A 24,019-nucleotide genomic window follows, 5' to 3' on the forward strand; every position below is an offset into this window, starting at 1 on the left:
TCGAGGATGGCCCGGTGCCGATAGCCACGCTGCCGGCTTGCCGGCAGCGTGGGCGTAGGCGTTTTACTTCTTCTTCGGAATATACAAATCGGTAATCGTGCCCTCGTACACCTCCGCGGCCATGCCGACGGATTCGCCGAGCGTGGGGTGGGGGTGGACGGTGCGGCCGATGTCGCCGGCTTCGGCGCCCATTTCAATGGCCAGCGCGAGTTCGGAGATGAGGTCGCCCGCGTGCGGACCGACGATGCCGGCGCCGACGATGCGGTGGGTTTCCTCGTCGAACAGGAGCTTGGTAAAGCCTTCGGTGCGGTCGATGCCGATGGCGCGGCCGGAGGCGGCCCAGGGGAACTTGCCCACGCCGACCTTCAGGCCTTTTTCCTTCGCTTCGCGTTCGGTGACGCCGACCCAGGCGATTTCCGGATCGGTATAGGCCACCGACGGGATCACGCGCGCGTCGAAGAAGCTCTTCTCGCCGGCCGCGGCCTCGGCCGCCACCTTGGCTTCGTGCGTGGCCTTGTGCGCCAGCATCGGCTGGCCCACCAGATCGCCGATGGCGAAGATGTGCTTCACGTTGGTGCGCATCTGGCGGTCGACGGGGATGAAGCCGCGATCGGTGACTTCCACGCCCGCCTTCTCGGCGCCGACCTTGCCGCCGTTCGGAATGCGGCCGACGGACACGAGCACGCGGTCGAACAGCTTGGTCTCGGGGATACTCTCGCCCTCGAAGACGACCTCGATGCCCTTCTTCGTGGCCTTGGCTTCCACCACCTTCGTCTTCAGGTGGATGCCCTTGTAACGCTTGGCGACGCGCGCCTGCAGCGGCTTGATGAGGTCGGCATCGGCGCCCGGGATGAGCTGGTCGGCAAGCTCGACCATCGTGACCTCGGAGCCCAGCCCCGCATACACGGTGGCCATCTCCAGGCCGATGATGCCGCAGCCCACGACGAGCAGCTTCTTCGGGATGTCCGGCAGTTCGAGCGCGCCGGTGGAGGTGATGATGCGCTCGTCGTCCCAGGGGAACGACGGCAGCTTCACCGCCTCGGAGCCCGCGGCGATGATGGCGTTGCGGAAGCGGATGAGCTTGGTGCCCTCGGCCGTCTGGACTTCCATTTCATTCGGCGAGACGAAGCTGCCGACGCCGGTGACGGTGCGCACCTTGCGCGCCTTCGCCATCTGGGCGAGGCCGCCGGTAAGCTTGCCGACCACCTTTTCCTTGAACGAGCGCAGCTTGTCGAGGTCGATGGTGGGCTTGCCGAAGGCGATGCCATGCGCTTCCATGTGGGACGCTTCGTCGATCACGGCGGCCGCGTGCAGCAGCGCCTTCGACGGGATGCAGCCCACGTTGAGGCACACGCCGCCGAGCGTGGCGAAGCGCTCGACCAGCACGGTATCCAGGCCGATGTCGGCGCCGCGGAAGGCGGCCGTGTAACCGCCCGGCCCCGAACCCAGCACGACCAGTTCGCATTCGATGTCGGCCTTACGGCCGGAATCGCCGGCGGCCGCTGGCGCGGACGCGGCCTGCTTCGGCGGTGCCGGTGCGGGCGAAGGCACGGCCGGCGGCGGCGCTTCCTTCGTCACCGACTGTCCGACCACCTTCCCGGCGGCCGGCGCCTCGGCGCCACCCTCGGCTTCGATGAGGGCGATGACGGTGCCGTCGTTGACCTCGTCGCCGATCTTGAGCTTGAGCTCGACGATCTTGCCCGCCTGCGAGGCGGGCACGTCCATCGTGGCCTTGTCGGATTCCAGCGTGATGAGGCTCTGGTCCTTGGCGACGCTGTCGCCGACCTTCACCAGGATCTCGATGACCGGCACGTCGTGCGAGCCGCCGAGGTCCGGAACCTTCAGTTCGATCGTGTTAGCCATGCGTATCGGCCTCCGGTCAGAGCAGCAGGCGGCGGATGTCGCCGAGCTGGGTGGCCAGGTAGACCGCGAAGCGCGCGGCGAGCGCGCCGTCGATCACCCGATGGTCGTACGAAAGCGACAGCGGCAGCATCAGGCGCGGCGCGAATTCCTTGCCGTTCCATACCGGCTTCATCTGCGCCTTGGACACCCCAAGGATCGCCACTTCCGGCGCGTTGATGATCGGCGTGAACGCCGTGCCGCCGATGCCGCCCAGCGAGGAAATGGAGAAGCAGCCGCCGGACATGTCGGCCGCGGTGAGCTTCTTGTCGCGGGCCTTCCTGGAGATCTCGCCCAGTTCGGCGGCGAGTTCCAGCAGCCCCTTCTTGTCGGCGTCGCGGATGACCGGCACGACGAGGCCGTCCGGCGTGTCCACGGCGATGCCGATGTTGAAGTACTTCTTGAGCGTGAGGTTCTCGCCCGACGCGTCGAGGGAGGCGTTGAAGGTGGGGAACTTCTTCAGCGCCGCGACCACCGCCTTGATCTGGAACACCAGCGGGGTGATCTTGAGGTCCTTGTTTTCCTCGCCGAGCTTCTTGCGGAAGGCTTCCATCTCGGTGATGTCCGCGTCCTCGAACTGCGTGACATGCGGAATCATCGCCCAGTTGCGCGAGAGGTTGGCCGCCGAGATCTTCGGGATGCGGCCGAGCGGCTTTTCTTCCACTTCGCCGAACTTCGAAAAGTCGACCTTCGGCCACGGCAGCAGGTTGAGACCGCCACCGGTCGCGACCGTGCCGCCCGCGGAAGGTGCCGCGCCGGAGGTCATCACCTGCTTCACGTAGTTGCTGACGTCTTCGCGCTGGATGCGGCCACCGCGGCCGCTGCCCTTCACCTGGGCGACGTCGACGCCGAGTTCGCGTGCGAACGCGCGCACTGCCGGGCTGGCGTACGGCACATCGGCCGGCATGATCGCGCTGGCATCGAACGACACCGGCGGCGTACGCGGCGCGCCGCCGACCGGCGCATCGGCGGCCGCGGCGGGTGCCGGCGCCGGAGCGGGTGCGGGGGCGGCGGCTTCGCGCTGCGGCGCGGGGGCCGGCGCGGCCGGCGATGCGGCGGAAGCGGCGTCGCCGGCCTCGCCCTCGAGGATGGCGATGACGTGACCGTCGTTGACCTCGTCGCCGACCTTGACCTTGAGTTCCTTGATCGTGCCCGCGGACGGCGCGGGAATGTCCATGGTGGCCTTGTCGGACTCGAGCGTCATGAGGCTCTGGTCCTTCTCGACGCGGTCGCCGGCCTTCACCATGATCTCGATGATCGGCACCGGCTTACCGCCGATGTCGGGCACCTTCACGTCGACCGGCCCGGAGGACCTGGAGGCCGACGGCGCCTTCGCGGCGGCGGGCGCCGGAGCCGGCGCAGGCGCAGCGGCCTGCGGGGCCTCGGCCTTGGGCGCCTCGCTCTTCGGCGCGGCCGCGGCGTCGCCCTCGGCTTCGACCAGCGCGACGACGGCGCCTTCGTCGACTTCGTCGCCGACCTTGACCTTCAGTTCCTTGATGACACCGGCAAAGGGTGCTGGCACTTCCATCGTGGCCTTGTCGGATTCGAGCGTCAGGAGGCTCTGGTCCTTTTCGACGCGGTCGCCGACCTTGACCATGATTTCGATGATCGGCACCGGTTTGCCACCGATATCGGGAATGCGGGCTTCTTTGACGTCGGCCATGGAACCTCCTAGAAACAGGCGCTTGCGGGCGGACGAACCCGCTGGCGGGGGGATGGGGGCGCCCGTGCTGCGGCGCAACCGGTCGATTGTAATCCCTCAGGGGCTTGGCAGGACCCGTTTTCCACGATTAAAACGGTCGTTGGGGCGAAATTTCTGGTTTGCGAGATCGTTATGAGGGGCCCGCACATGCTGTAGGAGCCGCTATAGCGGCGAGGGCGGCCTTGCCACGCCGTCGCGGGGTTTCCTCGCCGCTATGGCGGCTCCTACAGGGATGCCGCGGATTCTGGGAGTCAGCCGGCGGGCTTGAACGGATTGGTCTGGTCGGGCTCGGCCGAAGCCGGGCCCACCAGCCGGATCTCGCTCTGCGGATACGGAATGGTGATGCCCTCTTCGTCGAAGCGCTCCTTGATGCGCCGTAGCATCGTGGTCTGCGTCTCCCACATGTCGGGCACCGCGGTCCAGCCGCGGATCACGAGGTTCACGCTGGAATCGCCCAGGCCCTCGGTCCACACGCCCGGCGCCGGGTCCTTGAGGATCCGCGGGTCGGCGGCGAAGAGGTCCTGCACCACCTGCATCGCTTTGCCGATGTCGTCGCCGTAGCCGATGCCGACCTTGATCTCGAAGCGGCGGGTGCCGCGGACGTTGTAGTTGATGATCGCGTCGCCGCCGACCTTGGCGTTCGGCACCACCGCCTGCCGGTTGTCGGGCGTGATGAGGTAGGTATGCATGAGGTTCACGCTTTGCACCGTGCCGTCCACGCCGCCCACGGTGACGAAGTCGCCCACGCGGAACGGACGGAACAGGATCAGCAGGACGCCCCACGCGAGATTGGACAGCGAACTGTTGAGCGCGAGGCCGATGGCCAGGCCGGCGGCGCCGATAGCGGCGATGAACGACGCCGTGGGCACGCCCATGGTGCCGAGCACCTGGATGAAGAGCAGCGCGAGCAGCACGCCGTAAATGACATTGCGAAGGAACAGCGCGAGGGTGACGTCGACGCGCGCCCGCTCGAGGGCGCGCCGGCCGACATTGGCGAGTCGCGCGGATAGCCAGAAGCCGGCGGCCAGCAGCAGGAGCGCGAGGCCGATACGGATGGAATAGGCGACGATCAGCATGCGCATGGCATGGTCGATGCCGAGGCGGTCGAGGAAATCGATCATGGTCCCTGCCTTCGTTGCGTTGGGAAAAGCGCATCGAGGCTAGCAGGTATCGGATGAAGGTACAGTTTCCCCGCCCTTCGTTTGCTCCGCCTCCTGTAGGAGCCGCTATAGCGGCGAGGGAAATCTTGCGATGTGGTCGCGAGGTTTCCTCGCCGCTATAGCGGCTCCTACAGGGACGGTTTCGTCTTTTAGGGCGTGCTGTCGGTCGTCGGCTTCGACGGCACCTGTGCGGTCTGCGGCCCGTCGATCTTGCGGCCGCCGTAAGGCAGCACTTCCGCTGCGAGCTTGGTGTCGGACTTGATCATCGCCACCTCGTCGCTGACGATGTGCGCGGCTTCGTCGAGCGGCACGTCCTTGGCCTTCTTCGCCTCGGCTTCCTGCTTGATCTCCGACTTGATGCTGCGCTCGTTCGGGTTGAGGCCGTCGTCGGCCGTGCTGCCGGTGTCGCCGAGTTCCGCGGGGCTGCCGTCGCCACCGAAGATGGCCTTGCGGCGATTGCGGAAGTCCGTCTGCGTGGCTTCGTACTGCTTGCGCTCGGCCTGGCGGACGGCAAAGTTGAGCGAGATGTCGGTCTTGTCGCGCAGCTTCTGGTACTGCGCCAGCTCGTCGAGCATCAGCTTCCACGACGGCGAATTCGCCACGCGTGCCTGGTGCTTCTCGTTGAGCGGGCCGATGATGGGCTTCAGGCTGGCCACCGGCTTGTAGTCGGCCGGATCGATATGGCGCCACGGCAGCGCGTTGTCGTAGGTGGACTCGCCGAATTCCTTCGCGTCGCCGTTCTGCGGGAACTGCACGTCGGGCGTGACGCCATGCAGCTGGGTGCTGTCGCCGTTGATGCGGATGAACTCGGCGATGGTCATCTTCAGCTCGCCGTACTTCGCGTCCTCGCCCGTGGTGGCCTTGCCGAAGCGGTCGAGGTCCACGAGGTTCTGCACGGTGCCCTTGCCGAAGGTGGGCTCGCCGATGATGAGGCCGCGGCCGTAGTCCTGGATGGCCGCCGCGAAGATCTCCGACGCGGACGCCGAACCGCGGTTGACCAGCACGGCCATCGGGCCGTCCCACGCCATGCCCGGCGCGTCGTCGCCCTGGGCGTCGACCTGGCCGCGCGCGTCGCGCACCTGCACCACCGGACCGGTGTCGATGAACAGGCCGGTGAGTTCGGTGGCTTCGTTGAGCGAACCGCCGCCGTTGTTGCGCAGGTCCATGATCACGCCTTCCACCTTCTGCGCCTTCAGCTCGGTGAGGAGCTTGGAGACGTCGCGGGTGGCGCTCTTGAAGTTGGCATCGCCGTTACGGCGCGCACCGAAGTCCTGGTAGAAGGTGGGAAGCTCGATCACGCCGATCTTGCGCGTGACGTCGCCGTCCTTCACGTCGATGACCTTCGACTTGGCGGCCTGCTCCTCCATCGTGACCTTCTTGCGGACGAGGGTCACGATTTCGTGCTTGCCGTCCACGCCGGCATCGGCGGGGAGGATCTCGAGGCGGACGGTCGTGTCCTTCTTGCCGCGGATGAGCTTCACCACGTCGTCCTGGCGCCAGCCGACCACGTCCACCAGCGGACCGGTCTCGCCCTGGCCGACGGCGACGATGCGGTCGCCGGGCTTCATCTTGCCGGACTTGATGGCCGGACCGCCCGGGACGAGCTCGCGGATGGTGGTGTAGTCGTCGCGCGCCTGCAGCACCGCGCCGATGCCTTCCAGCGACAGGCGCATGGCGATGTCGAAGGCGTCCGCGGCGCGGGGGCCGAGGTAGTCGGTATGCGGATCGGTGGAGTTCGCGTACGCGGTCATGAAGGCCTGCGTGGCGTCCTCGTCGTCCAGCTGGCGCACGCGCGTGATGTACGTGGAATAGCGCTTGTCGAGCGTCTTGCGGATATCGTCGTCGCTCTTGCCGGCGAGCTTCAGGCGCAGCCAGTCGTTCATCGTGCGCTTGCGCCAGACGTCGTCGAGTTCGGCCTGGTTCTTCGGCGCGGCGGCATTCTTGCGGTCGAAGTTGAAGCTCTCGTTGCCGCTGAAGTCGAAGCCCTTCTTCAGCAGGCCGCGCGCGTAGTTCATGCGATCCACGGCGCGCGTGATGTACAGGTTGAACACCGAGAACGGACCGGTGAGGTCCTGGTTCCAGATGGCGTCGTCGAACTGCGTCTTGAGCGGCTCGAACTTGGCGAGGTCTTCCTGGGTGAAGAAGACCTTTTCGCTGTCGAGCGAGTCGATGTAGGCCTTGTAGATCTTGGCCGACATGGCGTCGTCGAGCGGTTGGGCCTGGTAATGGAAACGGGTGAGGAAGCGCGCGGACAGCTGCGACGCCTGCACCTCGGCCTGGGTGGGCTTCAGCGGCAGGCTGGATTCCTTGCGCTGGGGTTGCGGCGACGTGGCGGCTTCCGAGGCGTCCTTGGGCTGCGGGGCGGACTTCGCCGCCGGCACGGTCGAGTCGGGCTGCTGCTGCGGAGCGGCGGCCTGTGCCTGAACGCCCGCGGCCGTCAGGGCCAGCAGGAGGGCGATCGCGGGGCGGAGAGTCATGGAGTCGAAGCCTCGGTGTGCGTTGGGGCGTTATTCGACGACGCCGGCGGCGTGAGCCATCAGGTCGGCATGGTAGGAGGATCGCACCAACGGGCCGGAAGCGACATGGGAGAAACCCATTTCCTCGCCCGCGACACGCAGCGCCTCGAATTCGTCCGGCGTCCAGTAGCGGACCACGGGGTGATGGTGCGCCGTCGGCTGCAGGTACTGGCCGATGGTGATCATGTCGACGTCATGGGCGCGTAGATCCCGCATGGTCTCCAATACCTGCTCCATCGTCTCGCCCAGGCCCAGCATGATGCCGGATTTGGTGGGCACCGACGGGTGCTGCGCCTTGAAGTTTTTCAGCAGGTCGAGCGACCACTGGTAGTCGGCACCCGGGCGGACCTCGCGGTACAGGTGCGGGACCGTCTCCAGGTTGTGGTTGAAGACGTCCGGCGGGAAGTCCTTGAGGACTTCCAGCGCGCGTTCCATGCGGCCCTTGCCGCGGAAATCGGGCGTGAGGATCTCGATACGGATGTCCGGGCTGGCGTGGCGCACGGCACGGATGCACGCGGCGAAGTGCTCGGCGCCGCCGTCGCGCAGGTCGTCGCGGTCCACCGAAGTGATCACGACGTAGCGCAGGCGCATGTCGCGGATGGTCTCGGCCAGGCGTGCCGGCTCGAGCGGATCGGGCGGCAGCGGGCGGCCGTGGGCCACGTCGCAGAACGAGCAGCGGCGGGTGCAGACCTCGCCGAGGATCATGAAAGTGGCGGTGCCCTTGGAGAAGCACTCGTGGATGTTCGGGCAGGAGGCTTCCTCGCACACCGTGACCAGCGAGTTCTCGCGCAGGCGCGCCTTCAGCTGCTGCACGGCGTTGCCCTGCGGCAGGCGTACACGGATCCAGCCGGGCTTGCGCAGCGCGGGTTGCGTGGTGTCGAAGCTCGCGCGGTTAAGCCCGATCTTGTCGTTGCCCAGCATCTTCTCGCCGGGCTTGTCGACGACGGCGATAGGGATGCTGCGGGAGGGGGAAGCGGAAGTCTGGCTCATAGGGCTACAGCCTCAGACCGCAAGGCGCGCGGGGAGTTCGGGGAGAGTGGGATCGGCGGGCACGGCGTGGAAACCGAACTGCTTGCAGAATTCCTGAACCAGGACGTCTTCCACGTCCGCCAACCGTGACGGACCGCCCAAGTCTAGCACCTGGGTGACCTCCAAACCCTTGTACCCGCAGGGATTGATGCGGTGGTAGGGCTCCAGGTCCATGTCCACGTTGAAAGCCAGCCCGTGGAAGCTGCAGCCCCGGCGGATGCGCAGGCCCAGCGCGGCCACCTTGGCCCCCGCCACGTAGACGCCGGGAGCCCCCTCGAGCCGCTCGGCGCCGATGTTCCACTCGCCCAGGGTGTCGATGATGGCCTGCTCGATCCGGGTCACCAGCTCGCGGACGCCCACCCCGACCCGGCGCAGGTCGATCATCGGGTAGGCCACGATCTGGCCGGGGCCGTGGTAGGTCACCTGGCCGCCCCTGTCCACCCGCACCACCGGGATGTCGCCCGCGAAGAGCACGTGCTCCTCCAGCCCGGCCTGTCCGAGCGTGAACACCGGGTCGTGCTCCAGCAGCCACAACTCGTCGACGGTGTCGTCGGTGCGGTTGTCGGTGAAGGCGCTCATGGCCTTCCAGGTGGATTCGTAGGGGACGCGCCCCAGCCGGCGGACGTTGAGGGGGAGGGTCATGGGGGATGGGTTGGAGGGGAATAGGGGCGAATTGTGGGCGTGGATCCCACGATACAAGAGTTACCGCCCCACCCTGTAGGAGCCGCTACAGCGGCGAGAAGCCCACGCAGCGATGAAGCGGCAAGGCAGGCTCCCCTCGCCGCTATAGCGGCTCCTACAGCGACGGGTGGCCGCTACATCGTAAAACGGATGTTCTCGTCGGCGCGCAGTGTGGTGTGAGCCTCAAGGTATTTCTCACGGCTGGGTGCGACGAAGCTCACCGTCACCGACTGGTAGTTGCCGGCCGGCGTGAGCTTGGTCGACAGCGTCTCGTGAAGCACCTCCAGGCCGATGCCGTGGAGCAGCGCGGGCACGTGCTTGTCGAGACCCGCGTTGGCGTTGCCGATCGCGGTGATCTCGAACTCGCCCGGGAACTGGAAACCCTTCCCGTCCTTCTGTGCCTCGCTGAAATCGATCTCGCGCATGGCGGTTGCCCTCTTACTTCTTGTCGCTGTCGCTATCGCTGTGGAACCACAGCAGGATGGTGTCCCAGAGGCGCGAGAAGAAGCCGCCTTCGGGCGCATCGGCCAGGGCCACCAGCGGCTTGGTGAGCACCGGCTGGCCGTCGAGCGTGACGCGCAGCGTGCCCACCTGCTGGCCCTTCTTGAACGGGGCGATCAGGGTGGCGGGAATGTCGAGGTTGGCCTTCAGCTTGTCGTAATCGCCGCGCTTGACCGACACCATGGCGTCCTCGGTGAGGCCCAGCGGGATGGTGTTCTCGGCGCCCTTCCACAGCTTCGGCGTGGCCAGCGGCTTGTTGGCCTCGTAGAGCTTGTGCGACTCGTAGAAGCGGAAGCCGTAGTTGAGCAGCGCCAGCGCGGCGTCGGCGCGGCCCTTCTCGCTGTTGGCGCCCATCACGATGGCGATCATGCGCGCGTCGCCCTGCTTCGCCGAGGCGGCCAGGCAGTAGCCGGCGGCGGCGGTGTGGCCGGTCTTGATGCCGTCGACGGTGTTGTCGCGCCACAGCAGCAGGTTGCGGTTGTGCTGCTTGATGCCGTTCCACTCGAACTCCTTCACCGCCGAGATCGCATAGTCCTCGGGGAAGTCGTGAATGAGCGCGCGCGAGAGGATCGCGATGTCGCGGGCGGTCGTGTAGTGGTTGGCGATGGGATAGCCGGACGCGTTCTGGAAGTTCGAGTGGGTCATGCCCAGCTGCTTCGCATACGCGTTCATCAGGTTGGCGAACGCCGGCTCGGAACCCGCCGTGTGCTCGGCGAGCGCGATGGCGGCGTCGTTGCCGGACTGGATGATCATGCCGTAGAGCAGGTCCTTCAGCGGCACCTGGCTGTTGAGCTTGAGGAAGCTGGTGGAGCCGTCGGTGCCCGCACCGCCGCCGCGCCACGCGTTCTCGCTGATCGTGACCGGATCGGTCATGTGGATCTTGCCGTTGCCGATCTCGGCGGAGACGACGTAGTCGGTCATCACCTTGGTGATCGAGGCCGGCTCGACCTGCATGTCGGGTTCCTTCGACGCGATGATCTGCCCGGTGTTGTAGTCCATCAGCACCCAGCTCTTGCCCTCCACGTCCGGCGGCGGCGGCACCGGCGCCTCGGGCACCACGGGGCGCGGCACGGAGGGGCGGGGCGGCGTCTGCTGCGCCACGGTCACGCCGGCGACGAGCGCGGCGGCGGCGAAAGCGAACAGGGAACGGGGCAAGAGCTTCATCGTTTCAGCGGTCCAGTCAAAGCAACAAAAAAGGAGGTCAGTCTACCGCGACCTGCGGCCTGGGCAGGCCCATCCCGGCGATCTGGTTGGTGAGGCGGTCGGCGGTGTCCACGTCGGAAAGCGGTCCCACGCGGACACGGCGCATGCTGCGGCCACCGACCTGCGTCTCCACGACACTGACCGGCCCGAGGCCGGCACGGTTCAATTGGTCGGCCACGCGCTGGGCGTTCGCCGCGTCGGAGAAGGCGCCGACCTGGAGATAGATGCTGGGTTTGCCGGCCACAGGGGGCGTGATGCGTCCCGCCGGGACCGTGGCGGCGCTGCCCGCCACCGGCGGCAGGGCCTGGGCCGGCGAGACGTGGGTCATGCCGGCCACGCTGCCGTCGCCGTAGCCGTCGGTTTCCTCGGCCACCGGCATGGCGCCCACGGCCGCCGCGGGGGTCGCCACGGTTCGCGGCGAAGGCAGCTGCGACGTTGTAGGAGCCGCTATAGCGGCGAGGGAAGTTTGCCTCATCGCTTCACCGCTCCGTGGGCTTCTCGCCGCTATAGCGGCTCCTACAGAGCGAGAGGCTCCCACAGGTGGCGCGGTGACGGGGGCGGGTTTCGGGGCCGTGTTCACGTAGGGTGCCCCGCGGTCGCTGCGGGGGTCGGTCGGGTCGATGGCGCGCACTTCCACCAGCCCCGTGCCCTTGGGCCACACGCCGATCTTCACGGCCGCGGCGAAGGACAGGTCGATGATGCGGTTTTCGTGGAACGGCCCGCGATCGTTGATGCGCACGATCACGCTCTTGCCGTTCTCCAGGTTGGTGACGCGCGCGTAGCTCGGCAGCGGCAGGGTCTTGTGCGCCGCCGAGAACTGGTACATGTCGTATTCCTCGAGGCTCGAGGTCTTGTAGCCGTGGAACTTGTTCCCGTAGAAGGAGGCGATGCCGCGTTCGACGTAGCCGCGCGGGCTGGGCAGCACGTTGTAGGTCTGGCCGAGCACGGAATACGGCGACTTGTTGCCGTAGAGCGAGCGCGGCTCCACCTTCGGCACCGGCTCGGGGAGCTTGCTCACGTCCGGCGCATCGGTAGGGACGCTGTCGCTGCGGCTGCGGTAGCGGCTGGTCTGGTTCTTGCGGATATCGTCGTAGCCGCGCGCGGAGGACGATGAACCGCTGCCGCGCGACGACGGACGGGCGTTCTTCGAGCCGCCGCAGGCGGCAAGCAGCAGGGCGAGCAGCACCACCGCGAAGAACCTGCCGAACCGCAACAGGCCGTCGTCCCTGCGAAGGCAGGGACCCAGCGACTTCCGCCCGAGGGCGCCATGGGCCGGAGGCAAGAGACACTGGGCCCCTGCCTTCGCAGGGGCGACGGTCGCATTCATCACCGCCCCCACGAGGTTCCGCGTCATGGCGAGCCTGCCACCGCTACGCGCGCACGGATTTCCTGCGCCAGCTGATCGACCGCCATGGCGTACATCGGGCTGCGGTTATAGGTGGTGATCACGTAGAAGTTCTGGAACACGAACCAGTACTCATCGCCCGAGGGGCCGTCGAGGCGCACCAGTTGCGCGTCGCGGCCCGGGTTCAGGTGCTGCAGCGGGGCGTACCCTTCGGCCACGAAGGATTCCACGGGCGCGACCGGACGCCAGTCCTTCGGCACGTCCGGCGGCACGGCGCCGGCGTCGGGCTGGGCACGCGCGGCGACGGGGCCGCCAGCCTCCCAGCCATGCTGCGCGAAGTAGTTCGCCACGCTCGCGAAGATGTCTCCCATCGACCCCTTCATGTCGATGCGGCCGTCGCCGTCGTAATCCACACCCCAGTCGCGGATGGAAGAGGGCATGAACTGACCCCAGCCCTGCGCGCCGGCGTAGGAGCCGGTGAGCGTGTCGAGCGGACCGCCCAGGTGGTTCGGCGGCAGTTCCAGCAGTACTTTCAGCTGCTCGCGGAAGAACGGCGCGCGCTTGGGATAGTAGAAGGCCAGCGTGGCCAGCGCGTCGAGCACCTTCCATTTGCCGGTATTGCCGCCGTAGGAGGTCTCCACGCCCACGATGGCCACGATGTACTCGGGCGGCACGCCGTACTTGCGACCGATGTCTTCGAGCAACGCACGGTGTTCGCGATAGAAGTCCGCGCCGGCCGCGATGCGCTTCTCGGTGAGGAAGATGGGGCGGTAATCGCGCCAGGGCTTGCCCTCGGCGGGCCGGCTGATCGCGTCGAGGATGGCCTGCTGTTTCTTCGCGCCGTCCAGTAGCGCATTGAGCGAGGCCTGGCTTTTTCCGGTGTCCCTCGCCACTTCGCGCACCAGTTTCTCCTGCCCCGGATGGGTTCCGGCGTGGGCGGCGGTGGCGAACAGGAGGGGGAAGGCGATCATCGCGCCGGCGAGGCGCGGGAATGGGCGGGCGGGTCGTGCGCGGCGCGCGGCGAGAACTTCATCCATACGCCGAAGCGTAACACGCGCATCTGGCGTATCCGGGGCCATTTGCAGAAGCGTTCAGGCCGGAGCTGTCTTGTGGGAGCCGCTATAGCGGCGAGAAGCCAACGAAGCGAAGAAGGGCTGAGGGTATGCGCCCTTGGCAGGAGCCGCTATAGCGGCGAGAAACCCACGAAGCGACGAAGCGGCGAGGCAGGTTCCCCTCGCCGCTATAGCGGCTCCTACAAAAGCAGGGCGATGAAGCCGATCAATCGTGCAATTTACGGTTCGCATGGATCGACATCAACACGCCGAAGCCCGTGAGCAGCGATACCGCGGAGGTGCCGCCGTAGCTCACCAGCGGCATGGGCACGCCCACCACGGGCAGGATGCCGGCCACCATGCCGCCGTTCACCGCCACGTAGACGAAGAAACTCATGCCGATGGCGCCCGCCAGCAGGCGGGAATAGGTGTCGCGCGCGTTCATCGCGATCCACAGGCAGCGGCCGATGATGAACGCGTAGAGCAGCATGATGGCGATGACGCCGATCAGGCCGAACTCCTCCGAGAACACGGCGAAGATGAAGTCGGTGGTGTGCTCGGGCAGGAAATCGAGGCGCGACTGCGTGCCGTGCTGCCAGCCCTTGCCGAAGACGCCGCCCGAGCCCACGGCGATCTTCGACTGGATGATGTGCCAGCCGTTGCCCAGCGGATCGGATTCGGGGTCGAACATGGTGCGCACGCGATTGCGCTGGTATTCATGGAGGAACTGCCACGCCACCGGGACCGTCGCCGCCGCGCCGCCCACCAGGAGCCCGATGCGCCACCACGCCATGCCGGAAAGGAACAGCGCGAAGGCGCCCGCACCGGCCACCAGCAACGCCGTGCCGAGGTCCGGCTGTTCGGCGATGAGGCCGGCCGGCACCGCGATGAGCAGGCCCACCACGGCGATATCCTTCCAGCCGGGCGGCAGCTGGCGCGGATGCAGGTACCAGGCCACCATCATCGGCATGGTCAGCTTGAGCAGCTCGGAAGGCTGGAAACGCATCACGCCCAGGTCGAGCCAGCGATAGGCGCCCCTGCCCTCGCCCAGCACCGCCACCACCACGAGCAGCGCCGTACTGCCCATGTAGAGCCAGGGCGTCCACGAGCGCAGCACCGGTGGCGGGATGCGCGAGATGACCAGCAGCAGGATCGCGCCGAGGACGAAGCGCGCGGCCTGCCCGCCCACCAGCGAATAATTGCCCCCGCCCGCGCTGTAGAGCGTGGCGAGGCCCGCGCAGGCCAGCAGGAACAGCGCCAGCAGCAGCGGCAGGTCCAGCCGCGGCCGGGTGAGCATGCGCATGCCGAAGCGCTTCAGGCGGACGGACAGTTGTACGAGCACGGTTACTGGTCCTCGCCGTTGTCGTAGGGCGGCGCGGTGCTTTCCGCGGTCGCCGGCGGCACGCCCCCCACGGAGGAGGCTTCCGCCGCCTCCGCCTCGGGGACGGTGTCGGCCGTGACGATCTTGCCTGGCGTCAAGTCGACCGGACGCTGGCCGCCCTCGTCCACCACCCACTGGTCGAGGATCTTGCGCGCGATCGGACCCGAATCTTCCGCGCCCCATGCACCGGCCTCGAGCACCACGGCGACCGCGATCTTCGGGTCGTCGGCCGGGGTATAGGCGATGAACAGCGCGCGGTGGCGGCTGGCCAGGTAGGCCTTGTTCTTGTTGGTGTCGTAGGCGTCGGTCTTGCGCGAGAAGCGCTCGGCCGTACCGCTCTTGCCCGCGATGACGAAGGGGAAACCGATGCCCAGCTTCTTGCCCGTACCCTTGCCGGAGTTGATCACCGCCTTCATTCCCTCGTTCACCGCTTCCCAGTCGGCGGCCCTGCGGACCACCGAAGGCCCGGAGGGAGGAAAGGTCTGCGGCACGCGCGCGCTGTCCACGCCATCCTGCGTGTCGAGCAGCAGGTGCGGCGCATACGGGATGCCGCGACCGGCGAAGGTGGCGACGGCATGTGCCAGCTGGATCGGCGTGACGGCCCAGTAGCCCTGGCCGATACCCGAGATGATGGTCTCGCCGGGGAACCAGCCGGCCTTGCTGCGCGTCGCCTTCCATTCGCGCGAAGGCAGCACGCCTTCCACCTCGCCGATGAGGTCGATGCCGGTCTTCCTGCCGAAGCCCAGCTTGCCCATCCATGCGGAGAGCCGGTCGATGCCCATGTCGAGGGCGAGCTTGTAGAAATAGGTGTTGGTGGATTTCTCGATGGCGCCGATCATGTTCACCGTGCCGTCGCCGCCGCGCTTGTCGTCGCGATAGCAGCGCGACTGCCCCGGGATGCAGAACTCGCCGGTGGAGAGCACGGTATCGCTTGGCCGGCGGATGCCCATCTCCAGGCCGCCGAGGGCGAGGAACGGCTTCACCGTCGAGCCCGGCGGATACACGCCGCGCAGCGCGCGGTTGTACAGCGGCTTGTCGGGTGCCGTGGTCAGCGCCTTGTAGTCGGCGGAGCTGATGCCGTTGACGAAGAGGTTGGGATCGAAACTCGGCTCGCTGGCGAAGGCCAGGATCTGGCCGTTGCGCGGATCGATGGCGATGGCCGCGCCGGCGCGGCCGTTCATCGCCTCTTCCGCGGCCTTCTGCAGGCGCTCGTCGATGGTCAGGTAGATGTTCTTGCCCGGCGTGGGCGGCGTGGTGTCGAGCACGGCCTGCGTGCGGCCATCGGCGTTCACCTCGACCAGTTCGTAGCCGGGCTCGCCGTGCAAGAGCTTCTCGTAGTAGCGCTCGATGCCGATGCGGCCGATGTGCGTCGTGCCCTTGTAGCTGGCCTCTTCCTCCTCGTCCATGCCTTCGAGGTCGTCGGCGTCGATGCGGCTCACGTAACCGATGACGTGGGCCAGCTGGGCGCCCATCGGGTAGCGCCGGGTGAGGTACGGCACCACGTCCACGCCGGGGAATCGCCAGCGGTTCACGGCGAAGCGGCCGATCTCGTCCTCGGTGAGCTTGAGCTTGAGCGGCACCCCTTCAAAGCGCCGGCTCTGCTTCACCTGCTTCTTGAAGCTGGCGATGTCCTCGTCGCTGAGCGGCACCACCGCGCCGAGCCGGGACAGCATGTCGTCCATGTCGGCGACCTGCTCGGGCGTGACCTCGAGCCGGAAGGCGGGCACGTTGTCCGCCAGCAGCACGCCGTTACGGTCGTAGATGAGTCCGCGCGCCGGCGGGATGGCGCGCGGCTTCACCCGGTTCTGGTCGGAGCGCACCACGAACTCGTCGTGGTGCAGCACCTGCAGGTACACGTAGCGCACGCAGACGGCCGCGAGGCCGAGCAGGATCAGCGCGAAGCCGGCCAGCGCGCGGCGGCGGAACAGCGCCACCTCGCCGCGGACCTCCTTGATCGAGGCGCGCCGCCTGCTCATGCCTCGTGGATGCGCAGGCGCGCGCGCAGGTCGTCGAGGATGAGGAACAGGAACGGCCACAGGGCCGCGCCGACCAGCGGCGAGATCCAGTATTCCGTCGGCGGCAGCGGATCGCCGCTGAACACCCGTACCAGCATGAGCAGGATGCGGTCGTTCACGAGGAGGCCGAGCACGGCCAGCGACTGCTGCCACATGGGGAAGAAGCGCAGGCGCGAGCGGAAGCGCAGCGCGATGAACACCATCGCGGTAAGGCGCAAGGCCTGTTCGCCGAGCAGCACGCCGTCGAACAGGTCGGCCGCCACGCCCAGGCAGAAGGCGAGGCCCAGGGTGACGCGATCGCCCGATTGCAGGCACCAGTAGAGCAGCACCAGGGCCGGCCAGTACGGCTTCAGCGGCGTGAGCGGACCCGGCAGCGGGATCAGCATGAGAAAGAGCGAGATCAGCAGCGTGGCGGCGAACCAGAGCTGGCGGACGCGGACCTTGTTCATGGCGTGCCCCCTGCCGGCGAGGCGGCGGTGGCTGGCTTCGCCGGCACCGGCGCCGCCGTGGGCGACGTGACGGCCGGGAGCGTCGCGTTCGGGTCGGGTGCGAGGCTGGCAGGCGGGCCGACGTCGGGCGCGGGCGCCGGCGGCCCGTCGACCTCCGCGAGGTCGTGCAGCAGGAGCACGTCCTCGCTGCGGTCGAGGTCCGCGGCCGGTTTCGCCTGGGCCGAGAGGAAGGTACCGGAAGGGGTCTGCGCCACGTCGCGGATCTCGCCCACGGGGAAACCGACGGGGAAGCGCCCGCCAAGGCCGGAGGTGACGAGCTTGTCGCCCACCTGTACGTCCGCGGAGACCGGGATGTTGGGCAGCAGGAGCATGTCGCCCGCGCGCGAACCGTAGGCGATGGTGCGCAGGCCGGTGCGTTCGATGGTCACGGGGATCGCATGGTTGGGGTCGGTGATCAGCATCGCCACGGAGGTGGTCGGCATCACCTCCACGATCTGGCCCATCACGCCGCGCGCGTCGATCACCACCTGGCCGGTCTTCACCTTGTCGCGCGCGCCCACGTTGAGCACGATGCGGTGGCGGAAGCTGCCGAGGTCGACACCGATCAGGCGGGCGAGCTGCACGTTCAGCGAAAGACTGTGCTGCGTGTCGAGCAGCTCCTTCAGGCGCTGGTTCTGCTCGGCCACGGACGCCATGCGGTTGAGCTTGGCGTTGGCCAGCAGCAGGTCTTCGCGCAGGCGCTGGTTCTGGTCGGTGAGGCGCTGGCGATCGGCAAAGGCCACCGTCGCCGCATGGAAACCCTGCGACGGCAGGCCGGCGATGCGATAGACCGGCTCGACCACGAGCGAGAGCCCGTAGCGGACGCTCGGCAGCCAGCCGCCGCGGTGGTCGAGCACCATCAGCACGCAGGCGAGCGCGAGGTAGACGATAAGGCGCAGCGTGCCCGCCACGCCCGGTGCGAACAGGGGCGACTGGTCGTCGCGATTCAGGGCCATGATTCAGCGCGCTCCGGCCCCTGCGCCGCGAGCGCCCTCATCATTCGAACGCGAAGAAATCGCTGCCGTGCTGGTCGATCATCTCCAGGGCCTTGCCGCCGCCGCGGGCCACGCAGGTCAGCGGGTCGTCGGCGACCTGCACGTGCAGGCCGGTTTCCTCGGAGATCAGGCGATCCAGATCGCGCAGCAGCGCGCCGCCGCCGGTGAGCACGATGCCGCGCTCGGCCACGTCGGAGCAGAGCTCCGGCGGGGTCTGTTCCAGCGCCGCCTTCACGGCGGCCACGATGCCGGACAGCGGCTCGTGGAGGGCTTCCAGCACTTCGTTGGAGTTGATCGTGAACATGCGCGGCACGCCCTCGGCGAGGTTGCGGCCGGAAATCTCGATCTCGCGCACCTCGCCCTGCGGGAAGGCGCAGCCGATCTCGAGCTTGATCCGCTCGGCGGTGGACTCGCCGATGAGGGTGCCGTGGTTGCGGCGCACGTAGTTGATGATGGCCTCGTCGAAGCGGTCGCCACCCACGCGCACGGACTGCGAGTAGACGATGCCGTTGAGCGAGATGACGGCCACCTCGGAGGTGCCGCCGCCGATGTCCAGCACCATGGAGCCGCGCGCCTCGTGCACCGGGATGCCGGCGCCGATCGCGGCGGCCATGGGCTCCTCGATGAGGAAGACGTCGCGGGCACCGGCGCCTTCGGCCGATTCCTTGATGGCGCGGCGTTCCACCTGGGTGGAGCCGCAGGGCACGCAGACCAGCACGCGCGGGCTCGGGCGCAACATGCGCGAACGGTGCACCTGCTTGATGAAGTGCTGCAGCATCGCCTCGGTCATGGTGAAGTCGGCGATGACGCCATCCTTCATGGGGCGCACCGTGGCGATGTTGCCCGGGGTACGGCCCAGCATGCGCTTGGCGTCGCCGCCCACGGCCGCGACGGCACGGGGGCCGCCGGGACCGCGGTCCTGGCGGATCGCCACCACCGACGGTTCGTTGAGGACGATGCCCTGCCCGCGCACATAAATGAGCGTGTTCGCCGTGCCGAGGTCGATGGAAATGTCGTTAGAAAAGAGTCCGCGGAACTTCTTGAACATGATGCGGCGGGCGCCCATAGCGGGAAAAAGTAAGCGTGCGAGTCTAGATTGGCGCCCTCCCCCACGCAAGGGCACAGTCGTTAAGAAAGCCTTGTAAGTCCGGATGATGCGTGCGGAACCGGCGCGGCCGGGGCGCCTCCGGCGGGACCGGCAAACTCGCCTCCGGGTCCGTTTTTCGGTACGATCCTCAGGTTTGCCGGACCCCGCGCGGGCGGCGTTTCTCGCGACGGCCATTCCGGTCGCGCCCATCCACCTTCAGGGTCACCCAACGCATGACTGCCGTAATCTGCGGATCGCTCGCCTATGACACCATCATGGTGTTCCAGGACCAGTTCAAGAACCACATCATTCCGGACCAGGTGCATATCCTGAACGTGTCGTTCCTGGTGCCGGCGATGCGCCGCGAGTTCGGCGGCTGCGCCGGCAACATCGCGTACAACCTCAAGCTGCTCGGCGGCGAGCCGATGCCGGTCGCCACGGTCGGTCAGGATTTCGCGCCGTATCGTGCGCACCTGGAGAAGTTCGGCATTCGTCTCGACGGCGTGCGCCAGTTCGACGACCAGTTCACGCCGCAGTGCTTCATCACCACCGACCTGGACAACAACCAGATCACGGCCTTCCATCCCGGCGCCATGTCGAGCGCGCAGGAAAACCACGTGCGCGACATCGCGCATTGCACCTTCGGCATCGTCGCGCCCGACGGCCGCGAGGCGATGCTGCAGCACGTGGAAGAATTCTCCGCGCGCGGCGTGCCCTTCATCTTCGATCCGGGCCAGGCCATGCCGCTCTTCAACGGCGAGGAATTCCGTTCGATGATCGGCAAGTCCACGTATGTGATCGTCAATGACTACGAGTCGCAGCTGCTGCAGCAGCGCACGGGCTGGAGCGCGTCGGACATCGCATCGAAGGTCACCGCGTACATCGTGACGCAGGGCCCGCGCGGTTCGCTGATCCATGTGGACGGCCAGACGGTGGAGATTCCGCCGGCGCGCGAGCGCCAGGTGGTGGACCCGACCGGCTGCGGCGACGCGTACCGCGCCGGCCTCATCTTCGGCATCATGAAGGGTTACGACTGGCCCACCATCGGCCGCATGGCGTCGCTGATGGGCGCGCTGAAGGTCGAGCATCCGGGCACGCAGAACCAGTACTTCACGTACGACCAGTTCGCGACGGAGTTCCAGGACCAGTTCGGTTACGCGCTGGGCTGAGCGTCGCCAAACATCGTAAAACAAGGGGCGGCGCAGCGATGCGCCGCCCTTTTTGCTTGCACGCCTGCACTTGCAGGAGACCCATGGCGGTGAAGGACGATGCCTGGGGGTTCATAGGTTCATGGGTTCATGGCTTCGTCGGCTTCTCGCCGCTATAGCGGCTCCTACAAGGTTGTGCGCGGTTTGAATGCCATCGTTGCGCCGACCGCCTGCTTCCATCCTTCGTACAGCGCCTCGCGGCGAGCCTCCGCCATCGCCGGCCTGAACTCGCGATCGACGACCCGGAGTCCGGCGATCTCCTGCTTGTCCTTCCAGAAGCCGACGGCAAGGCCGGCGAGATATGCCGCGCCTTGCGCCGTCGTCTCCTGCACCTTGGGCCGCAGCAGCGTCACGTCGAGGATGTCCGCCTGGAACTGCGCCATGAAGTCGTTTGCGATGGCGCCGCCGTCGGCACGCAGTTCCTTCAGCTTGATTCCGGCATCGGCCTGCATCGCCTCGAGCACGTCGCGTGTCTGGTAGGCCATCGACTCCAGCGCAGCGCGAATGAACTGTTCTTTCGTGCTTCCCCGCGACAGTCCGAACACGGCGCCGCGCACGTCGCTCTTCCAGTACGGCGCGCCCAGTCCGACAAACGCCGGCACGACATACACACCACCGCTGTCCTTCGCGCGTTCGGCGTACGCTTGCGAGTCGGATGCCTTGCCGAACATCCGCAATCCGTCGCGCAGCCATTGCACGACGGAGCCCGCGACGAAGATGCTGCCTTCGAGCGCGTAGTCCACTTTTCCATCGACACTCCATGCGATGGTGGTCAGCAATCCGTTGGCTGAACGCACGGCCTTCCCACCCGTGTTCATCAACATGAAGCACCCTGTCCCGTAGGTATTCTTCGCCATGCCTTCCTCGAAGCAGGCCTGCCCGAAAAGTGCAGCCTGCTGGTCGCCGGCGATGCCCGCGATCGGCACTTCCTTGCCGAAAAAGTGCCTTCCTTCGGTGCTGCCATAGACCTCGCTGGACGATTTCACGTCGGGCAGCATGGCGCGGGGGACATTCAGCATGCGCAGCAGTTCGTCGTCCCACTCACGGGCATGAATGTCGTACATCAGGGTGCGCGAGGCATTGGTGACATCGGTGACGTGCACCTTGCCGCCGGTGAGGTTCCAGATCAGCCAGGTGTCGATGGTGCCGAACAGCAACTCGCCGGCCTCGGCCCTCGCCTGTGCTCCCTCCACATGGTCGAGGATCCAGCGCACCTTGGTCCCGGAGAAATAGGGATCGATCAGGAGTCCGGTCTTCTCGCGGACGGTGTCCTCGTGGCCTTCAGCCTTGAGCCGGTCGCAGATGGCAGCACTCTGCCGCGACTGCCACACGATCGCGTTATGGATGGGCTGGCCGGTATGCCGGTCCCAGACGACCGCGGTCTCGCGCTGGTTGGTGATGCCGATACCCGCGATACGCGACGGATCGACCTGCGCGTTGCTGATCGCCTCGGTCATCGTCGACAGCACGCTGGTCACGATGTCGCGCGGGTTGTGCTCCACCCAGCCCGGCTGGGGAAAGATCTGGGCGAACTCGCGCTGCGCCGTACCGGCAATGCCGCCGTCGTGGTCGAAGAGCATGGCACGCGAACTGGTCGTGCCTTGGTCGATGGCGAGGATGTAGGTTTTCTTCATCGTCACATTAAACCCCGCGGCATTAATGTAGGAGCCGCTATAGCGGCGAGAGAAATCTTGCCAATGCGTAGCGAGGTTTCCTCGCCGCTATAGCGGCTCCTACAGAAGCTTTATCATGCCGAAAGTGTCTCGCCGGTCTGCCGTCGACAGATAGTCTGTAAGGCGCTGCACGTCCGGCGGCGCGAAGCGCAGGCCGAGTTTGCTACGGCGCCACAGGATGTCTTCCGCGGCCGTCGCCCATTCGTGACGGACAAGGTAATCCACCTCCGCCTGGTAGAGGTCGGCGCCGAAATGCTCGCCGAGGTCGTACAGGCCACGGGCTTCGCCGAGCAGGTCGCGGGCGCGCGTGCCGTAGCTGTGGACCAGGCGCCATGCCAGCGTCTCGGACAGCCAGGGACGCGACGAACGCACGTCGTCGAGCAACGCCTCGATGTCGCGCTCGCCGCCGCCGGGCAACGGCCGCGCGTCGGCCGTCCAGGCCGGGCGATCGTTTCCCAGCAAGGGCGCGAGGATGTCCAGGGCCTCTTCGGACAGCTTGCGGAACGTCGTGAGCTTGCCCCCGAAGACGCTCAGGAGCGGCGGCCCGTTGCGATCCACGTCGAGCAGGTAGTCGCGGGTGACTTCGGACGCCTTGCCCGAGTCGTCCTCGAGGAGCGGACGGACGCCGCTATACGTCCAGACGATGTCGTCCGAGGTGAGCTGCTTCCGGAAATAGCGATTCGCCGCGTCGCACAGGTAGGCAACTTCCTCCGCCGTGATGACCGGGTGCGAGGGGTCGCCGGTATAGTCCACGTCGGTCGTGCCGAGCAAGGTGAAATCGCGTTCGTAGGGGATGGCGAAGACGATGCGCCGGTCAGGCTGCTGGAAGATGTACGCATAGCGGTGATCGAACATCCGCGGCACCACGATGTGGCTGCCCTTCACCAGGCGCAGCGAGCGATCGTGCTTCACGTGGGCCACGTCGTCCAGGAACTCGGCCGCCCAGGGCCCGGTGGCGTTCACCAGGGCACGCGCCTTCACGACATGCCGTGCGCCATCGCGGGCTTCGAGTTCGACGGTCCAGCCGTCGTCCTCGCGACGCGCGCTGACGCAGCGCGTATGGGTCTGGATGCGTGCGCCGCGCCGGGCCGCGTCCATCGCGTTGAGCACGACGAGGCGCGCGTCCTGCACCCAGGCGTCGGAGTAGACGAAGCCGGCGTGGAATTCGTCTCGCAGGGCTTTGCCGGTGACGTGCTTGGCGAAGCGGATGCGCCGCGATCCGGGAAGCGTACGACGCCCCCGGCCCAGGTGATCGTAAAGGAGCAGGCCGAGACGGATCATCCACTCCGGCCGCAAGTGCGGTTGATGGGGAAGAACGAAACGCAGCGGCCAGATGATGTGCGGTGCCGCGCGCAGCAACACCTCGCGCTCGGCCAGGGCCTTGCCGACGAGGGCGAATTCGAACTGTTCGAGGTAGCGCAGGCCGCCGTGGATGAGCTTGGTGCTGGAACTGGATGTATGGGAGGCGAGGTCGTCCCGTTCGCACAACCAGACGCTGAGGCCCCGGCCGACGGCATCGCGCGCAATACCGACACCGTTCACTCCGCCACCGACCACCAGCACATCGACCTGCTCGACCATTTCCGCCATCCATTCCGGCGGGAGGATGTCCCGACCTGACGCGATCTTATACGCCGCCGCCCCGTTGTAGGAGCCGCTAAAGCGGCTCCTGTGCGACGGATAAGAAAAAACCCGGCCTCATTCGAGACCGGGTTTTTGGGATAAAGCCCCTGGCGGTGACCTGTTGCTGTGCGTGCCCGTTGGGCACGACAGCAAAGAAAAAACCCGGCCTCATTCGAGACCGGGTTTTTGGGATAAAGCCCCTGGCGGTGACCTGTTGCTGTGCGTGCCCGCTGGGCACGACAGCAAAGAAAAAACCCGGCCTCATTCGAGACCGGGTTTTTGGGATAAAGCCCCTGGCGGTGACCTGTTGCTGTGCGTGCCCGCTGGGCACGACAGCAAGGAAAAAACCCGGCCTCATTCGAGACCGGGTTTTAGGATAAAGCCCCTGGCGGTGACCTACTCTTGCATGGCTTGAGCCACACTACCATCGGCGCATGCGCGTTTCACTTCTGAGTTCGGGA

Annotated in this window: 18 protein-coding genes and 1 rRNA gene; 1 reads left to right on the forward strand and 18 read right to left on the reverse strand. The window is 67.0% G+C overall.

Translation table 11 applies throughout. The annotated features are described in order from the left end of the window. Positions 1-63: 63 nt before the first annotated feature. The 15 genes from lpdA to HBF32_RS17575 all read right to left on the reverse strand — a co-directional run bounded on the left by lpdA (position 64) and on the right by HBF32_RS17575 (position 19,015). Positions 64-1,863: a dihydrolipoyl dehydrogenase gene (lpdA, locus tag HBF32_RS17500; protein WP_166701062.1), complete on the reverse strand. Its 1,800-nt coding sequence runs from the start codon at positions 1,861-1,863 to the stop codon at positions 64-66. A gap of 16 nt (positions 1,864-1,879) precedes the next feature. Further along, the gene (aceF, locus tag HBF32_RS17505) at positions 1,880-3,562 is read right to left on the reverse strand and encodes a dihydrolipoyllysine-residue acetyltransferase (protein ID WP_166701063.1); all 1,683 of its coding nucleotides are present in this window, start codon (positions 3,560-3,562) and stop codon (positions 1,880-1,882) included. A gap of 290 nt (positions 3,563-3,852) precedes the next feature. Continuing rightward, on the reverse strand, positions 3,853-4,722 hold the full coding sequence (locus HBF32_RS17510; protein WP_166701064.1) for a mechanosensitive ion channel family protein: 870 nt from the start codon (positions 4,720-4,722) through the stop codon (positions 3,853-3,855). A 188-nt stretch (positions 4,723-4,910) separates the two neighbouring features. After that, positions 4,911-7,238 (reverse strand): carboxy terminal-processing peptidase, encoded by a 2,328-nt coding sequence (locus HBF32_RS17515; protein WP_166701065.1) that lies wholly within the window; start codon positions 7,236-7,238, stop codon positions 4,911-4,913. Between the two features lie 30 nt (positions 7,239-7,268). After that, the gene (gene lipA, locus HBF32_RS17520) at positions 7,269-8,267 is read right to left on the reverse strand and encodes a lipoyl synthase (RefSeq protein ID WP_166701066.1); all 999 of its coding nucleotides are present in this window, start codon (positions 8,265-8,267) and stop codon (positions 7,269-7,271) included. A 12-nt stretch (positions 8,268-8,279) separates the two neighbouring features. Continuing rightward, positions 8,280-8,948 (reverse strand): lipoyl(octanoyl) transferase LipB, encoded by a 669-nt coding sequence (lipB, locus tag HBF32_RS17525; RefSeq protein WP_166701067.1) that lies wholly within the window; start codon positions 8,946-8,948, stop codon positions 8,280-8,282. Between the two features lie 173 nt (positions 8,949-9,121). Next, on the reverse strand, positions 9,122-9,412 hold the full coding sequence (locus tag HBF32_RS17530) for a DUF493 family protein (RefSeq protein WP_166701068.1): 291 nt from the start codon (positions 9,410-9,412) through the stop codon (positions 9,122-9,124). Between the two features lie 13 nt (positions 9,413-9,425). Next, the gene (locus HBF32_RS17535; protein WP_166701069.1) at positions 9,426-10,652 is read right to left on the reverse strand and encodes a D-alanyl-D-alanine carboxypeptidase family protein; all 1,227 of its coding nucleotides are present in this window, start codon (positions 10,650-10,652) and stop codon (positions 9,426-9,428) included. Positions 10,653-10,689: 37 nt separating this feature from the next. Next, a complete protein-coding gene (locus HBF32_RS19555; protein WP_275690455.1) occupies positions 10,690-12,045 on the reverse strand; it encodes a septal ring lytic transglycosylase RlpA family protein in 1,356 nt (451 codons plus the stop codon). After that, complete coding sequence (mltB, locus tag HBF32_RS17550) at positions 12,042-13,073, reverse strand: lytic murein transglycosylase B (protein WP_425482250.1); 1,032 nt, start codon at positions 13,071-13,073, stop codon at positions 12,042-12,044. Before mltB ends, HBF32_RS19555 begins: the two co-directional genes overlap by 4 nt. Before the next feature lie 241 nt (positions 13,074-13,314). Then, positions 13,315-14,391 carry a rod shape-determining protein RodA gene (rodA, locus tag HBF32_RS17555; RefSeq protein WP_166701114.1) on the reverse strand — a complete coding sequence of 359 codons (1,077 nt, stop codon included), beginning with the start codon at positions 14,389-14,391 and terminating at the stop codon, positions 13,315-13,317. A gap of 41 nt (positions 14,392-14,432) precedes the next feature. Continuing rightward, positions 14,433-16,445 carry a penicillin-binding protein 2 gene (gene mrdA, locus HBF32_RS17560; protein ID WP_166701070.1) on the reverse strand — a complete coding sequence of 671 codons (2,013 nt, stop codon included), beginning with the start codon at positions 16,443-16,445 and terminating at the stop codon, positions 14,433-14,435. Further along, on the reverse strand, positions 16,442-16,933 hold the full coding sequence (mreD, locus tag HBF32_RS17565) for a rod shape-determining protein MreD (RefSeq protein ID WP_166701071.1): 492 nt from the start codon (positions 16,931-16,933) through the stop codon (positions 16,442-16,444). The genes mrdA and mreD overlap by 4 nt, the downstream gene beginning before the upstream one ends. After that, the gene (gene mreC / locus HBF32_RS17570) at positions 16,930-17,928 is read right to left on the reverse strand and encodes a rod shape-determining protein MreC (RefSeq protein WP_166701072.1); all 999 of its coding nucleotides are present in this window, start codon (positions 17,926-17,928) and stop codon (positions 16,930-16,932) included. The genes mreD and mreC overlap by 4 nt, the downstream gene beginning before the upstream one ends. Positions 17,929-17,968: 40 nt before the next feature. Next, positions 17,969-19,015: a rod shape-determining protein gene (locus HBF32_RS17575; RefSeq protein ID WP_166701073.1), complete on the reverse strand. Its 1,047-nt coding sequence runs from the start codon at positions 19,013-19,015 to the stop codon at positions 17,969-17,971. Positions 19,016-19,287: 272 nt separating this feature from the next. Between HBF32_RS17575 and HBF32_RS17580 the strand changes: the two genes are divergently transcribed. Beyond that, the gene (locus HBF32_RS17580) at positions 19,288-20,223 is read left to right on the forward strand and encodes a carbohydrate kinase family protein (RefSeq protein ID WP_166701074.1); all 936 of its coding nucleotides are present in this window, start codon (positions 19,288-19,290) and stop codon (positions 20,221-20,223) included. 164 nt (positions 20,224-20,387) lie between these two features. On the opposite strand, the gene glpK is transcribed toward HBF32_RS17580, so the two are convergent. The 3 genes from glpK to rrf all read right to left on the reverse strand — a co-directional run. Continuing rightward, positions 20,388-21,896, reverse strand: a complete 1,509-nt coding sequence (gene glpK / locus HBF32_RS17585) for a glycerol kinase GlpK (RefSeq protein WP_166701075.1) — start codon at positions 21,894-21,896, stop codon at positions 20,388-20,390. A gap of 99 nt (positions 21,897-21,995) precedes the next feature. After that, on the reverse strand, positions 21,996-23,516 hold the full coding sequence (gene glpD, locus HBF32_RS17590; protein WP_166701076.1) for a glycerol-3-phosphate dehydrogenase: 1,521 nt from the start codon (positions 23,514-23,516) through the stop codon (positions 21,996-21,998). A gap of 425 nt (positions 23,517-23,941) precedes the next feature. Then, positions 23,942-24,019, reverse strand: a 5S ribosomal RNA gene (gene rrf / locus HBF32_RS19745); the annotation flags it as partial.

The sequence above is a fragment of the Luteibacter yeojuensis genome (genome assembly GCF_011742875.1).
Classification (GTDB): Bacteria; Pseudomonadota; Gammaproteobacteria; order Xanthomonadales; family Rhodanobacteraceae; genus Luteibacter; species Luteibacter yeojuensis.

Coding starts and splice junctions, on each gene's coding strand:
- lpdA (WP_166701062.1), bottom strand. CDS start 1,863: ATGGCTAACACGATCGAACTGAAGGTTCCGGACCTCGGCGGCTCGCAC.
- aceF (WP_166701063.1), bottom strand. CDS start 3,562: ATGGCCGACGTCAAAGAAGCCCGCATTCCCGATATCGGTGGCAAACCG.
- HBF32_RS17510 (WP_166701064.1), bottom strand. CDS start 4,722: ATGATCGATTTCCTCGACCGCCTCGGCATCGACCATGCCATGCGCATG.
- HBF32_RS17515 (WP_166701065.1), bottom strand. CDS start 7,238: ATGACTCTCCGCCCCGCGATCGCCCTCCTGCTGGCCCTGACGGCCGCG.
- lipA (WP_166701066.1), bottom strand. CDS start 8,267: ATGAGCCAGACTTCCGCTTCCCCCTCCCGCAGCATCCCTATCGCCGTC.
- lipB (WP_166701067.1), bottom strand. CDS start 8,948: ATGACCCTCCCCCTCAACGTCCGCCGGCTGGGGCGCGTCCCCTACGAA.
- HBF32_RS17530 (WP_166701068.1), bottom strand. CDS start 9,412: ATGCGCGAGATCGATTTCAGCGAGGCACAGAAGGACGGGAAGGGTTTC.
- HBF32_RS17535 (WP_166701069.1), bottom strand. CDS start 10,652: ATGAAGCTCTTGCCCCGTTCCCTGTTCGCTTTCGCCGCCGCCGCGCTC.
- HBF32_RS19555 (WP_275690455.1), bottom strand. CDS start 12,045: ATGACGCGGAACCTCGTGGGGGCGGTGATGAATGCGACCGTCGCCCCT.
- mltB (WP_425482250.1), bottom strand. CDS start 13,073: ATGGATGAAGTTCTCGCCGCGCGCCGCGCACGACCCGCCCGCCCATTC.
- rodA (WP_166701114.1), bottom strand. CDS start 14,391: ATGCGCATGCTCACCCGGCCGCGGCTGGACCTGCCGCTGCTGCTGGCG.
- mrdA (WP_166701070.1), bottom strand. CDS start 16,445: ATGAGCAGGCGGCGCGCCTCGATCAAGGAGGTCCGCGGCGAGGTGGCG.
- mreD (WP_166701071.1), bottom strand. CDS start 16,933: ATGAACAAGGTCCGCGTCCGCCAGCTCTGGTTCGCCGCCACGCTGCTG.
- mreC (WP_166701072.1), bottom strand. CDS start 17,928: ATGGCCCTGAATCGCGACGACCAGTCGCCCCTGTTCGCACCGGGCGTG.
- HBF32_RS17575 (WP_166701073.1), bottom strand. CDS start 19,015: ATGTTCAAGAAGTTCCGCGGACTCTTTTCTAACGACATTTCCATCGAC.
- HBF32_RS17580 (WP_166701074.1), top strand. CDS start 19,288: ATGACTGCCGTAATCTGCGGATCGCTCGCCTATGACACCATCATGGTG.
- glpK (WP_166701075.1), bottom strand. CDS start 21,896: ATGAAGAAAACCTACATCCTCGCCATCGACCAAGGCACGACCAGTTCG.
- glpD (WP_166701076.1), bottom strand. CDS start 23,516: ATGGTCGAGCAGGTCGATGTGCTGGTGGTCGGTGGCGGAGTGAACGGT.